The sequence below is a fragment of the Paenibacillus sp. TSA_86.1 genome, assembly GCF_052691815.1.
In genome coordinates, this window is sequence record NZ_JBQZGE010000008.1 from 89844 (window position 1) to 102721 (window position 12878).

The 12878-nt window shown below is 49.5% G+C and carries 8 protein-coding genes; all 8 read left to right on the plus strand.

Annotated features, from left to right (window positions below):
- The first annotated feature begins 111 nt into the window (after nucleotides 1-111).
- The 8 genes from ACUTVW_RS16775 (at nucleotide 112) to ACUTVW_RS16810 (ending at nucleotide 12877) form a co-directional block, all read left to right on the plus strand.
- A complete protein-coding gene (locus ACUTVW_RS16775) occupies nucleotides 112-1416 on the plus strand; it encodes a dihydroorotase (protein WP_445646855.1) in 1305 nt (434 codons plus the stop codon).
- Between the two features lie 395 nt (nucleotides 1417-1811).
- Entirely contained in the window at nucleotides 1812-2954 is a 1143-nt protein-coding gene (gene carA / locus ACUTVW_RS16780) for a glutamine-hydrolyzing carbamoyl-phosphate synthase small subunit (protein WP_342552028.1), read from the plus strand.
- A gap of 1 nt (nucleotide 2955) precedes the next feature.
- Nucleotides 2956-6174: a carbamoyl-phosphate synthase large subunit gene (carB, locus tag ACUTVW_RS16785; RefSeq protein ID WP_445646856.1), complete on the plus strand. Its 3219-nt coding sequence runs from the start codon at nucleotides 2956-2958 to the stop codon at nucleotides 6172-6174.
- Between the two features lie 102 nt (nucleotides 6175-6276).
- A complete protein-coding gene (gene pyrF, locus ACUTVW_RS16790) occupies nucleotides 6277-7017 on the plus strand; it encodes an orotidine-5'-phosphate decarboxylase (protein ID WP_445646857.1) in 741 nt (246 codons plus the stop codon).
- Nucleotides 7014-7655 carry an orotate phosphoribosyltransferase gene (gene pyrE, locus ACUTVW_RS16795; RefSeq protein WP_445646858.1) on the plus strand — a complete coding sequence of 214 codons (642 nt, stop codon included), beginning with the start codon at nucleotides 7014-7016 and terminating at the stop codon, nucleotides 7653-7655. Before pyrF ends, pyrE begins: the two co-directional genes overlap by 4 nt.
- 290 nt (nucleotides 7656-7945) lie before the next feature.
- Entirely contained in the window at nucleotides 7946-8875 is a 930-nt protein-coding gene (locus ACUTVW_RS16800) for an ABC transporter ATP-binding protein (RefSeq protein ID WP_445646859.1), read from the plus strand.
- Entirely contained in the window at nucleotides 8838-9953 is a 1116-nt protein-coding gene (locus tag ACUTVW_RS16805; RefSeq protein WP_445646860.1) for an efflux RND transporter periplasmic adaptor subunit, read from the plus strand. The genes ACUTVW_RS16800 and ACUTVW_RS16805 overlap by 38 nt, the downstream gene beginning before the upstream one ends.
- The gene (locus ACUTVW_RS16810) at nucleotides 9953-12877 is read left to right on the plus strand and encodes an ABC transporter permease (protein WP_445646861.1); all 2925 of its coding nucleotides are present in this window, start codon (nucleotides 9953-9955) and stop codon (nucleotides 12875-12877) included. The genes ACUTVW_RS16805 and ACUTVW_RS16810 overlap by 1 nt, the downstream gene beginning before the upstream one ends.
- Nucleotide 12878: the final 1 nt, after the last annotated feature.

The window sequence follows — 12878 nt, forward strand, 5'->3', positions numbered from 1 at the left end:
GAGTCATAGGCTGACGAGACGGTGTTCTTGCAGGCCAATATACAGAGTAGACGATAAACAATTTATCTGGCGGATTCAACCTGCTGGACAGAACCGAAGCGGAGGTCAATTATGGTACAGGTGATAAAGAACGCAAACGTCTTGAATCAAAAAGGGGAACTTGAACGGAAAAGCATTCTTATAGTAGAAGGTAAAATTAAAACGATCGCTGACCCGGAAGATGAAATTTTACGGAACGCCGAGACGTCAGCAGAGCAGGTAACGGATGCATCGGGTAAACTGGTTATCCCTGGATTAATCGATATGCACGTGCATTTACGCGAGCCTGGGTTCGAACATAAAGAGACGATCGAAACAGGAGCCCGATCAGCTGCGCAAGGTGGTTTTACAACCATTGCCTGCATGCCTAATACAAGACCGGTAACGGATACGCCTGAGATTGTGGAACTGGTACTGAACAAAGCAAAGGAAGCGGATCTGGTTAAGGTGTTGCCTTATGCGGCGATTACCAAAAACGAACTGGGCCGTGAACTCACCGACTTTGCCGCATTAAAAGCAGCAGGCGCAATCGGCTTCACGGACGACGGTGTAGGTGTACAGAACGCGCAGATGATGAAGGACGCCATGAGCCTCGCAGCCAGCATGGATATGCCTGTGATTGCCCACTGTGAAGATGATTCTCTGGTTGTTGGCGGATATGTCACCGAAGGTGAATTCTCCAAACGCCATGGCATCAAAGGTATCCCGAACGAGTCCGAAGCCATTCACGTAGGACGTGACATCCTGCTCGCAGAAGCAACAGGGGTACATTACCATGTGTGCCACGTCAGCACAGAACAATCGGTTCGCCTGATTCGTCTGGCGAAATCGATTGGCATCAAAGTTACCGCTGAAGTTTGTCCACACCACCTGGTGTTGTCAGATGAAGACATTCCGGGTATGGATGCGAATTGGAAAATGAACCCGCCGCTGCGCTCACCGCGCGATGTGCAAGCTTGTATCGAAGGATTGCAGGATGGAACACTCGACATGATCGTAACCGACCATGCACCGCATAGTGAAGAAGAGAAAGCAAAAGGCATGGAGCTTGCGCCATTCGGTATCGTTGGATTCGAAACAGCCTTTCCACTGCTCTATACCAAGTTTGTTGAAACAGGATTGTGGACCTTAGACTTCCTGGTCAAACGCATGACAGCTGATCCGGCTCGTGTATTCCGACTGGATACTGGCAAGCTGGAAGCAGGAGCGCCTGCCGATCTGACGATGATCGATCTGAATCAGGAAAAGGCGGTTGACCCGGCAACATTTGCAACAAAGGGCAGAAACACACCGTTCACAGACTGGAAGCTGAAAGGTTGGCCGGTACAGACTTGGGTGGATGGCAAAAGTGTATGGAATAACACGTTAAAGCAATAAAACAGCACCATGCTGACGTAATACATTGTTAACGACGTACATTAGTACTTATAACATAAAATTTTCATTGAAATACCGGAGTAATCAGTACCTTCTTTTCTTTTAAACAAACTCAAGGCGAAATGATGCCGAGAGCCCAACATACAAAACAAACATAGTTAAATGTACTTTTTGAACTTTGAGCACCACCTTAGCTGCGAAGTGGACAGAAAGGACCCGAAGAAGCGAAGCGCTCGCCTTTATCACCGGATTACCCCATTTGAAAAATGGAACCATAGTAATCCGGGGATAACAGCGATCGCAGGGTTTTCTGTCCACGAAGTCCCACGCTAACGTAACTCCACGTTCAACCCAAGGCCATTTAACTTTGATAAACACAGAGGGAGTGAAATGGGATGCAGGGACAGGCAAGATTATTGTTGGAAGACGGCACGCTGTTCACCGGAAAAGCATTTGGTGCGGAAGGTGAAACGACAGGAGAGGTCGTTTTTAATACGGGAATTACAGGCTATCAAGAGGTGCTTTCAGATCCTTCATACTGTGGCCAGATCGTAACCATGACGTATCCATTGATCGGTAACTACGGGATTACCCGGGATGACTTTGAGTCGATTCGTCCGTACGTGCACGGTTTCGTGGTGCGACGCCATGAGCCAACGCCGAGCAACTGGCGTGCAGAGTACAGTGTGGATAATCTGCTGAAAGAATACGGCATCGTAGGCATCAGCGAGATTGATACACGGATGTTGACTCGCCGGATTCGTCACCACGGTACAATGAAGGGAATTCTCACAACAGGATCGAAACCTGTCGAAGAACTGCTGGAGATGATGGGGGACACGACGATTGAGCAATTGCGTAACCAGGTGCCTATGACGTCTACAGAGCATGTGTACAACAGCCCGGGAACAGCAGAACGTATCGTACTGGTCGACTATGGTGCAAAAACAGGCATTTTGCGTGAACTGAGCAAGCGTAACTGTGACGTTGTTGTTGTACCGCATGATGTAACTGCTGACGAAATTCGCCGTCTGAACCCCGATGGCATTCAATTGTCCAACGGCCCTGGAGACCCGAAAGACGTACCGCATGCCGTGAATATGATTAGCGAGTTGCTCGGTGAATATCCGATCTTCGGCATCTGCCTGGGTCACCAGTTGTTCGCCCTGGCAGCAGGCGCAGACACGGAAAAACTCAAGTTTGGACACCGCGGAGGTAATCACCCGGTCAAAGAACTGGAGAGCGGACGTTGCTTCATCACATCCCAGAATCACGGTTACACTGTAAACGAAGAGTCTGTGAAAAGCACGGATCTCGAAGTTACACATATCAACAATAATGACAAGACCATCGAGGGTCTGAAACATAAAACATATCCTGCCTTCTCCGTACAGTATCACCCGGAAGCAGCGCCAGGGCCTTATGATAACAGCTATCTGTTTGACCGTTTCATCGAGATGATTCGCGAGCACAAGATCACTAACCCGCAAAAGCCGCGTCAAGCCGTATTGGCAGCCGCAGTGAAAGGAGCGCAATAACATGCCGATTAACAAAGATCTCAAAAAAATCCTGGTGATTGGTTCCGGTCCAATCGTCATCGGTCAGGCGGCCGAGTTCGACTATGCCGGTACGCAAGCTTGTCAGGCACTGAAAGAAGAAGGCGTGGAAGTTGTACTCATTAACAGCAACCCTGCGACAATCATGACGGACACCAATATGGCTGATAAAGTCTACATTGAGCCAATTACGCTTGATTTTGTAACCCAAATCATTCGTCAGGAACGTCCAGACGGTTTGTTGCCTACACTGGGCGGCCAGACAGGTCTGAACATGGCTGTAGAACTCGCACGTGCGGGAGTACTTGAGCGCGAAAACGTAAAATTGCTCGGAACACAACTGACTTCCATCGAAAAAGCAGAAGACCGCGATCTGTTCCGTGATCTGATGCGTGAGCTGGAACAGCCTGTACCAGAAAGTGTTATCGTTACAACATTGGAAGAATCCCTGCAATTCGCTGGGGAGATTGGTTATCCAATCATCGTGCGTCCTGCCTACACACTCGGCGGAACAGGCGGCGGAATCTGCGCGAATGAAGAAGAGTTGCGCGAAACCGTAGCAGCCGGAATTCGTTACAGTCCAATCGGTCAATGTCTGGTGGAGAAGAGCATCGCCGGCATGAAAGAAGTCGAATACGAGGTCATGCGTGACAAGAACGATAACTGTATCGTGGTCTGCAACATGGAAAACTTTGACCCGGTAGGCGTTCATACAGGTGACAGTATCGTTGTGGCACCGAGTCAGACGTTATCTGACCGTGAATATCAAATGCTGCGTTCAGCTTCCCTGAAAATTATCCGTGCCCTGAACATTGAGGGAGGATGTAACGTACAGTTCGCACTTGATCCACACAGCTTCCAATATTATGTCATCGAGGTTAACCCTCGTGTAAGCCGTTCATCTGCGCTGGCATCCAAAGCAACAGGTTATCCGATTGCAAAAATGGCTGCCAAAATCGCGATGGGTTATACACTGGATGAGATCGTTAACCCGGTTACAGGCCAAACATACGCTTGCTTTGAGCCAACACTTGATTATATCGTAAGTAAAATTCCACGCTGGCCGTTCGATAAGTTTACATCTGCGAACCGCAAGCTGGGTACACAGATGAAAGCAACAGGCGAAGTGATGGCGATTGGACGTACGTTTGAAGAGTCTATTCACAAAGCGGTTCGTTCCCTCGAGATCGGTGTTCACCGTTTGTACCTGAAAGGTGCAGAAACACTGGATGAAACGACGCTTGACGAACGTCTGATGAAAGCAGACGATGAGCGCATGTTCCTGATCGCGGAAGCCTTCCGCAGAGGTTATACGCTGCAACAACTTCAGGATCTGACCAAGATCGACTGGTGGTTCCTGGATAAAATTGAAGGTCTCATTAAGTTCGAAGACCGTGTTCGTGCAGAATCCGAATTGACTTCCGAAACGCTCTATCAAGCGAAACGCCTTGGCTTTACGGACCGTGCTATCGCTGAGTTGCGTGCCGAAGGTCAGCCTGGAGGTACGTTGACTACCGAAGCTGAAGTCAGAGCACGTCGTGAAGAAGAGAACCTTCGTCCGGTTTACAAAATGGTAGATACCTGTGCGGCCGAGTTTGAAGCAACAACGCCATACTACTACTCGACATATGAAACAGAGAATGAAGTCATTCCTTCGGACAAGAAAAAAGTCGTGGTGCTGGGTTCCGGCCCGATCCGGATCGGCCAAGGCATCGAATTCGACTACTCTACAGTACATGCCGTATGGGCTCTGCAAAAAGCAGGTTACGAAGCGGTTATTATCAACAACAACCCGGAGACCGTATCAACAGACTTTAACACTTCTGACCGCCTGTACTTCGAACCGCTGTTCTTCGAAGATGTAATGAACGTCATTGAGCAGGAGCAACCCGTAGGAGTCATCGTACAGTTTGGTGGTCAAACGGCGATCAATCTGGCAGCACCGCTACGTAACGCAGGAGTAACCATCCTCGGAACGGATCTGGAAAGCATTGATGAAGCAGAAGATCGCAAAAAGTTCGAGCGTTTGCTCTCTCGTCTGGAGATTGCACAGCCAAAAGGTAAAACCGTCATTTCCGTAGACGATGCAGTTGAAACGGCACAAGGTCTGGGTTACCCGGTTCTGGTTCGTCCTTCATACGTCCTGGGCGGTCGAGCGATGGAAATTGTCTACTCCGATGCAGAACTCTTGACTTACATGGAGCAAGCGGTGAAAATCAATCCGGAGCATCCGGTTCTGATCGACCGTTATATGCTGGGTAAAGAGGTTGAAGTGGATGCCATCTGTGACGGTGAAACGGTACTGGTTCCAGGCATCATGGAGCATATCGAACGCGCAGGGGTGCACTCTGGTGACTCTATCGCGGTGTATCCACCACAGCACCTGTCGGCAGATCTGAAAGAGAAAATTGTCGAGATCACGATCAAAATCGCCAAAGAACTGAAAACGATCGGACTGGTGAACATCCAGTTTGTTATCCACGAGGGTCAGGTTTACGTTATCGAGGTTAACCCGCGTTCATCCCGTACTGTACCTTTCCTGAGCAAAGTAACAAATATTCCGATGGCAAACCTGGCAACACAAGCCATCCTGGGTGTGAAACTGAAAGACTTGGGTTATGTCGATGGTCTGTGGCCTGAAACGGATCATGTATCGGTGAAAGTGCCTGTGTTCTCCTTCGCGAAGCTGCGCCGTGTTGAACCAACCCTCGGACCTGAGATGAAATCGACAGGTGAGGTTATGGGACGTGACCCGAACTATGCGAAAGCCCTGTTCAAAGGTCTGATTGGAGCGGGAATGAAAATTCCGGCTACTGGAGCAATCGTTGTTACTGTAGCAGATAAAGACAAAGACGAAGCTGTACCTTTGCTTGAAGGTTTCTACAGACTTGGCTACAAAATTATGGCAACTGGCGGAACGGCAGCTGCGCTTCAAGCGGCTAACATTCCAGTAACGGTTGTGAACAAATTGAGCGAAGGCTCACCAAACATTCTCGATATGATCCGCAGTGGTGAAGCGAACTTTGTGTTCAACACCCTGACTAAGGGTAAAACGCCACAGCGTGATGGTTTCCGTATCCGCCGTGAAGCGGTAGAGAATGGTGTGGTATGTATGACTTCCCTGGATACCATTCGTGCGCTGCTGATCATGCTGCAAACGATCAACTTCTCCTCGGAAGCAATGCCTGCCTTTATAAAATAAATATTCACTGATAAAAGGACATCAGTTAGCCTGCGGGCTGGCGGGATGTCCTTTATATCGGGCAAAAACGGAAAAATAAGCATGCGGAAGGGGCGCTGGGTTATGAATCACCCAAATTTCAATGAAATGGCTGGACGTCTGATGGTTGCACTCGATTATCCTGGAGCGGAAGAGGCTCAGAAGTTGGTACAAGCTCTTGAGGGCATTCCTTGTTATCTCAAGGTAGGCATGCAGCTGTTCTATGCAGCAGGTCCAGACTTCATTCGAGAGCTGAAGGCGAGAGGTTACTCGGTGTTCCTCGATGTGAAAATGCATGATATTCCCAATACTGTGCACGGCGGAGCCGAAAGTATCACACGGCTTGGGGTGGATATGTTTAATGTACATGCGGCAGGCGGAAGCAGCATGATGCGTGCGGCACGTGAAGGCGCGGAAGCAGCACTTGCAGCCGATCCTTCGCTGAATAGACCCCGGATTATCGCTGTAACACAATTGACCAGCACCAGCGTAGAGACGATGAATAACGAAATTGGCATTCCTGGGAGTGTAGAGCAAGCGGTTGTTCATTATGCTGGACTGGCTCAGGAGGCCGGTCTGGATGGTGTGGTAGCTTCTCCGCTGGAAGTGCCAGCGATTCGGGCAGCGTGTGGTAGAGATTTTCATACAGTAACCCCGGGTATTCGTCCTGCAGGCAGTGGTCTCGGTGACCAGACACGTGTTCTGACTCCAGGAGAAGCAATCAGCAGAGGCAGCCATTACATCGTAGTTGGCAGACCCATAACCGGTGCACCCCATCCGCGTGAAGCGGCAGAAACCATTTTAAAGGAGATGTTGAACGTATGATCGAACTTAGCCAAATCCCGAACCATATTGCTTCCCAACTGTTGAAAATCAAAGCGGTGGCACTGCGTCCGCAGCAGCCATTTACCTGGACATCCGGTATCAAATCGCCAATCTATTGTGATAATCGTCTGACGATGTCTTACCCTGAGATCCGTAACGATATTGCTGAAGCATTTGCGGCCATCATTCGTGACCAGTATCCGGATGCCGAAGTGATTGCAGGTACAGCAACGGCAGGCATTCCGCACGCAGCATGGGTGGCTCAGAAGCTGAATCTGCCGATGGCTTATATTCGGGATAAAGCAAAGGGGCATGGTAAGGAAAATCTGATTGAAGGATTAATCAGCGATGGTCAGAAAGTAGTCGTGATCGAAGATCTGATCTCAACTGGCGGAAGTTCGATTAAAGCGGCAGAAGCTGTACGTGCAGCAGGGGCAACACCGCTCGCGGTTCTTGCCATTTTCAGCTATCAACTGGATAAAGGTGTGAAAGCGTTCGAAGAGGCTGGCATCCCCCTACAAACTCTGTCCAATTATACCGCACTGATGGATGTGGCTTTGGCTCAGGGAACGATTCAGGAGAGTGATTTTGCACTGCTGCAATCATGGCGTGAAGATCCTTCTTCATTTGGTAAATAATACATTCCGCATAGTTTAGACTGCTGTCTGGCAAACGGTATCAAAATTGTAATGATTGCTGTAAGGACGGCAAAACAATCGAATAATCAAGAGGCATCCCGTATGTAGGGGTGCTTTTTTGTTATGTTCATCAAAATATTAACTTTTTCACACTGACGTTGTAAAAAGCTTGTAACTTTTAGTGGAGAACAGTCGTTTATAATTCAGTGTAGCATGGAACAGATTTCTAGTTTTAGGGCGCATGAAGGAAATGCGCGGCATAATAAGAGAGGATGAGCGTGATTGCTGGCATGAAAAAGTTATTCTCAAGGAAAAGACCTGCCAAGAGCCAATCGGGCGATGAACACGAGCAGGAGCATTCTGGGCTGGAGGAAAGCGCTATATCGGGAGAATCTTCATACATACCCCAGCCCGATCCTCTAGCCACCGAAGCTGTCATGTCGGATGAGTCATCTGTCCAGGAAGAGACTGCAGTTGCTGTAGCTCCAGAGGAGACAACGCAGCAGGTTAAAACGAAGCCGAAGAAGGAACTGTTGCCTCCATATGATGGACCCGTGTTGGAGGTACGTAACGTTCATCGCAGCTTTCAGACAGGCAGTCGCATCATTCATGTGCTCAAAGGCATTGATATGGAAGTAAAGCCGCAACAGCTCGTTATGCTGAAAGGCAGGTCGGGTTCAGGTAAAACAACATTGTTGAACATGCTTGGCGGGCTTGACCAGCCTTCCAGCGGTGAGATTTTATTCTCTGGACAGCCCCTTCAGGATTGGGGAGATCAGCGGCGAACGGCTCTGCGGCGTAAGGAGATCGGGTTTATTTTTCAGGCGTATGCACTCATGCCCTTATTATCTGCTTGGGAAAATGTAGAGCTTTCACTCCGGATGGCGGATGTACCGCGGTCGGAGTGGAAGGAAAGAGTAGGTCATTGTCTGGATTTGGTTGGACTGACCAAACGTGTGAAGCACCGGCCTTTTGAAATGTCCGGGGGGGAGCAGCAACGGGTGGCCATTGCTAAAGCGATTGCACACCGGCCCCGTTTGTTGCTTGCGGATGAGCCAACGGCGGAGCTGGACTCGAAGATGGGTGCACAGGTAATGGCTGTGTTCCGCAATATCATTGAAGTAGAACAAGTAACCATATGTATGACTACACACGATCCTACAATTCTGGAGGTTGCGGACCATGTTTATGAAATGGCGGACGGCAGATTTATCAAGTAAAGGTGCCGTTCCGAAGAGGGGGAAACGCACAGCACTTATTGTACTTGGTGCAATAGTGGCTGCAACGATGTCAGGCTGTTCATTACTGCCGTCAGAATCGGAGGAAGAAGTGCTTCCGCCGATTACGGCACCAACAATCTCCAAAAAACCGGAGTATGAAGTTCGTACGGAGACGCTGGAGAAGAAAGTCAGTGGCAGCGGTAAGTTGATGAGTCAGCGTGAAGAAAAGGTGTATTTTACGCTGGATGGCATGCACATCAAAGATTTGAATGTAAAAACGGGGGACAAAGTGAAGCAAGGGCAGGTGCTCGCTGTTCTCGACGTAGCAAGTGTGGAGAAGGAGATTCGCGGCAAGCGGCTCCAGATTCGCAAATCGGAAGTACAGATGAAGGAAACACTGCGGAAGAAGGATGAGATGGATCCGGTGGAGTTTGAAGAAGCAACGATTGCATTTGAAGAGCTTCGTCAGGAGCTTGCGGATCTGGAGGAAAAATTGGGTCAATCCACGTTGACGGCTCCGTTTGGAGGGACCGTTATCGCGGTTCAGGTGGAAAAGGGGGCAGCGGTCAAAGCGTATGATCCGATTGCGACGATTGCGGATACATCCAATCTGGTTGTAGCGGCTACTTTTGCCAAGGAAGACCTCGAGAAGTTTACGTCTGGCATGAAGGCTGAAGTTGACATTAACGGTGCCGGCAAAGTGGCTGGCAAAATTAAAGCAATGCCTACGGCTAATGCTTCAAGTAACAATAATGGCAATGGTTCAGGCCAAGGCCAAGGAGGTTCACCTCCACCGAAGGAAACACTGGATCAGTATGTTTTGGTTACTCTGGCGAAGATGCCGAGCAATGTAGAACGCGGTACGCCTTTAACCGTTTCCATCGTAACCCAGCGCACGGAGAACGCAATTGTCATTCCTGTATCTGCTCTGCGCTCCATCGGCTCCAGAACCTATGTACAGGTGATCGAGAATGATGGCAGCAAGCGTGAAGTGGACGTTCAGGTTGGACAACAGACATCGACCGATGTTGAGATTCTGAAAGGTCTGACAGTTGGTCAGAAAGTTGTGGGACGCTAATGGGGCTGCCATTGCTTCGGCTGCTGTTCCGCAAGATGTGGAACACGCGCTGGATGACCTTCAGCACATTGATTGGCTTGATTGTGGCGGTAGCGTTCACCGTCAGTATTCCAATGTATGCCGATGGTGCGTTGAAACGGGTTGTCGCGCAGACACTACAGGATAACAGTGAGGGTTTGCCAGCGGGATCGCTGTTGATGAGTTACCAGGCACCCGGGGGTGTAAAGACCGATACAAGAGGACTTGATGAAGTGGATCGCTACATTCGTGAGGATGTTCCCCGCGACATTGGGTTTCCATTCCATACGTATGTGAATTCGAGATCCATTCGCAGTACAGAGGTCACTCCTGAAGATCCTACCAAAGTGGATGCAAGCCGCGCGCGAAGTATGACACTGGGTACGATGAGTGGGCTGGATGCTCAGGTGAATTACTCGGCGGGTGTGAAACCTGGCAATCAGGTCAAAGGTGACATTATTGAAGCCGTGATGCTTGAAGAAGGAATGTACCGGAATGATCTGCATGTAGGTGATATTTTGGAATACCCGATCTACAGTGGTCTGGATATCACGTTACGTGTGAAAATTACAGGTTCCTTCAAGGCCGATAATCCCAACAGTCCTTATTGGGTTCAAGGCTTCGACGGCATGATGAATGGACTTTATGTGAATGATTCTGTTTTTAATGACGTAATCCTCAAAGAAAAGGGCATTCCGCTTCAGAACTCGCGTTGGTACTACGCCTTTGATCTGAAAGAGGTTCAAACCAGCCAGCTGTCGGGCCTCAGTTCTATGCTGGAACGGCTGGATATTGATCTGTATCAGCGACTGAAAGATACCAAAGTGGATATTACCTTCGGTGATTTGCTCAAGCAGTTCCGCAGTCAGAGTCTGCAGCTGCAGACGATGCTGTTTACGCTCGCTGCACCGATGATTGCGATGGTCTTTTATTTTATCGCGATGAATGCCAGACAATCACTGCAAAAGCAGGAAAGCGACATTGCGGTGCTGCGCAGCCGCGGAGCATCAGCTCGCCAGATCTTCTCGCTTTATCTGCTTGAAGGGATTTTCCTGGGTGCAATTGCACTGGTTATTGGACCGCTTCTGGGATGGTTCATGGCTAAGAGTATCGGCTCGGCCAGTGGATTCTTATCCTTTGTTGATCGGAAGTCTATTCCGATTGGAGTCTCCAAAGAAGCCATTCTGCTCGGAGTAGTAGCCGTGCTGGTTGCCATTATTGCATCGTTGATTCCGGCGATTACGTATGCACGAGCAACGATTGTTTCTGCCAAACGGCGTCAGGCACGTACAGATCGTGCACCGCTGTGGCAACGTTGGTTCCTCGATGTTGGACTGCTCGGACTGGCTGGTTATGGATACTATCTGTTTTATGAACGTCAGATGCTGACGTTCCAGACGGGAATGACAACGGATCAGTTACAGGTACAGCCGTTTCTGTTCTTTGTACCTGCGCTTGCAATATTTGCGCTAGGACTGTTTTTCCTGCGTTTGTTCCCGTGGATTCTGAAATTGATTCAGTTGATCGGACGCAAGCTGCTGCCGGTTCCGTTGTATCTGACGCTGACTCAGTTGTCACGTTCGTCATCATCCTATTATCCGCTCATGATTCTATTAGTGTTGACACTCGGCCTTGGGGTATATAACTCGGCTGCAGCTCGAACCATTGATTTGAATTCAACGGAACGCACGCTTTACCGTTATGGTTCCGATGTTATTATGCAAACGGTATGGGAAGGAACCCCGGAGGTTAAGCCAGGAGGTTCTGGACAGGGCGGCGGAGGCCAACAAGGCGGCGGGCAGCAAGGTGGAGGCGGCGGAGGTGCCGGTGGTGGCGCTGGTGGCGGAAATGGCGGAGGCGGAGCTCCTGGCGGTGGAGGTGGCGGCAGTTCATCGCAGCCCACCAAAATCATATACTCCGAGCCACCATTTGAAGTGTTCCGTCAATTAAACGGTGTGGAGCATGCTGCACGGGTACTGCAAACAAAGGGCAACATTATTGTCTCGGGTAAATCCGGTGGACAAGGGATGTTAGTCGGCATTGATAATGTGGACTTCGCCAAGGTTGCCTGGTTCCGTAACGACTTGTTCCCCGCACACCCTTACAAGTATCTTGATTTGCTTGGCAAATATGAAGGTGCTGTTCTGATCTCCTCGAAATTTGCTGACAAGTTCAAGCTCAAAACGGGAGACTCCGTCTCCATTGGTGTACAGGGTCAAGCGATTGAATTTGTTGTTTTTGGTATTATTCCATACTGGCCTTCACAATACCCGGATCAGGTGCCATTCTTTGTGGCTAATCTGGATTATATCTACGATCAGGTGCCGTTAATGCCCTACGAGGTATGGTTAAAAATGAAACCGGACGCCAAGGTCGCTCCATTAATGGAGAAACTTGCAGCAGAAGGAATTGAACTATCCTCTGTCCGTGATGTGCGAACCGAGCTCGTCACACAGGGCAAACATCCATCGAGAGGCGGAGTGTTCGGTATTCTGAGTTTGGGTTTCCTCGTATCGGTGATTATCTCGTTAATTGGTTACGTGCTGTACTGGTTCTTTAACCTCTCGGGACGTGTGGTACAGTTCGGTGTCCTGCGTGCTATGGGTCTATCCAGAGCACAGCTAAGCGGTATGTTATTGCTGGAGCAGGTATTCACGGCTGGGCTTTCGATCCTCCTGGGGATCAGTATTGGTCAGGTTTCAAGCAGACTCTTCCTGCCGTTTCTGCAAACGACCGATAATGTGTCTGCGCAGGTTCCGCCATTCCGGATCGTCTTTGAACAGCAGGATATGCTGCAACTGTACGGTGTAACCGTGGTGATGCTGATTATTGGAGCATCGATGTTGCTCTGGCAGATTCGCAGGCTGAGGGTTCACCAGGCGGTCAAAATGGGAGAGGAGAGGTAAA

Bases quoted from the DNA above. Each gene is read 5' to 3' on its own strand.
- ACUTVW_RS16775 (WP_445646855.1), top strand. From the start codon at position 112: ATGGTACAGGTGATAAAGAACGCAAACGTCTTGAATCAAAAAGGGGAA.
- ACUTVW_RS16800 (WP_445646859.1), top strand. From the start codon at position 7,946: ATGAAAAAGTTATTCTCAAGGAAAAGACCTGCCAAGAGCCAATCGGGC.
- pyrE (WP_445646858.1), top strand. From the start codon at position 7,014: ATGATCGAACTTAGCCAAATCCCGAACCATATTGCTTCCCAACTGTTG.
- carB (WP_445646856.1), top strand. From the start codon at position 2,956: ATGCCGATTAACAAAGATCTCAAAAAAATCCTGGTGATTGGTTCCGGT.
- pyrF (WP_445646857.1), top strand. From the start codon at position 6,277: ATGAATCACCCAAATTTCAATGAAATGGCTGGACGTCTGATGGTTGCA.
- carA (WP_342552028.1), top strand. From the start codon at position 1,812: ATGCAGGGACAGGCAAGATTATTGTTGGAAGACGGCACGCTGTTCACC.
- ACUTVW_RS16810 (WP_445646861.1), top strand. From the start codon at position 9,953: ATGGGGCTGCCATTGCTTCGGCTGCTGTTCCGCAAGATGTGGAACACG.
- ACUTVW_RS16805 (WP_445646860.1), top strand. From the start codon at position 8,838: ATGTTTATGAAATGGCGGACGGCAGATTTATCAAGTAAAGGTGCCGTT.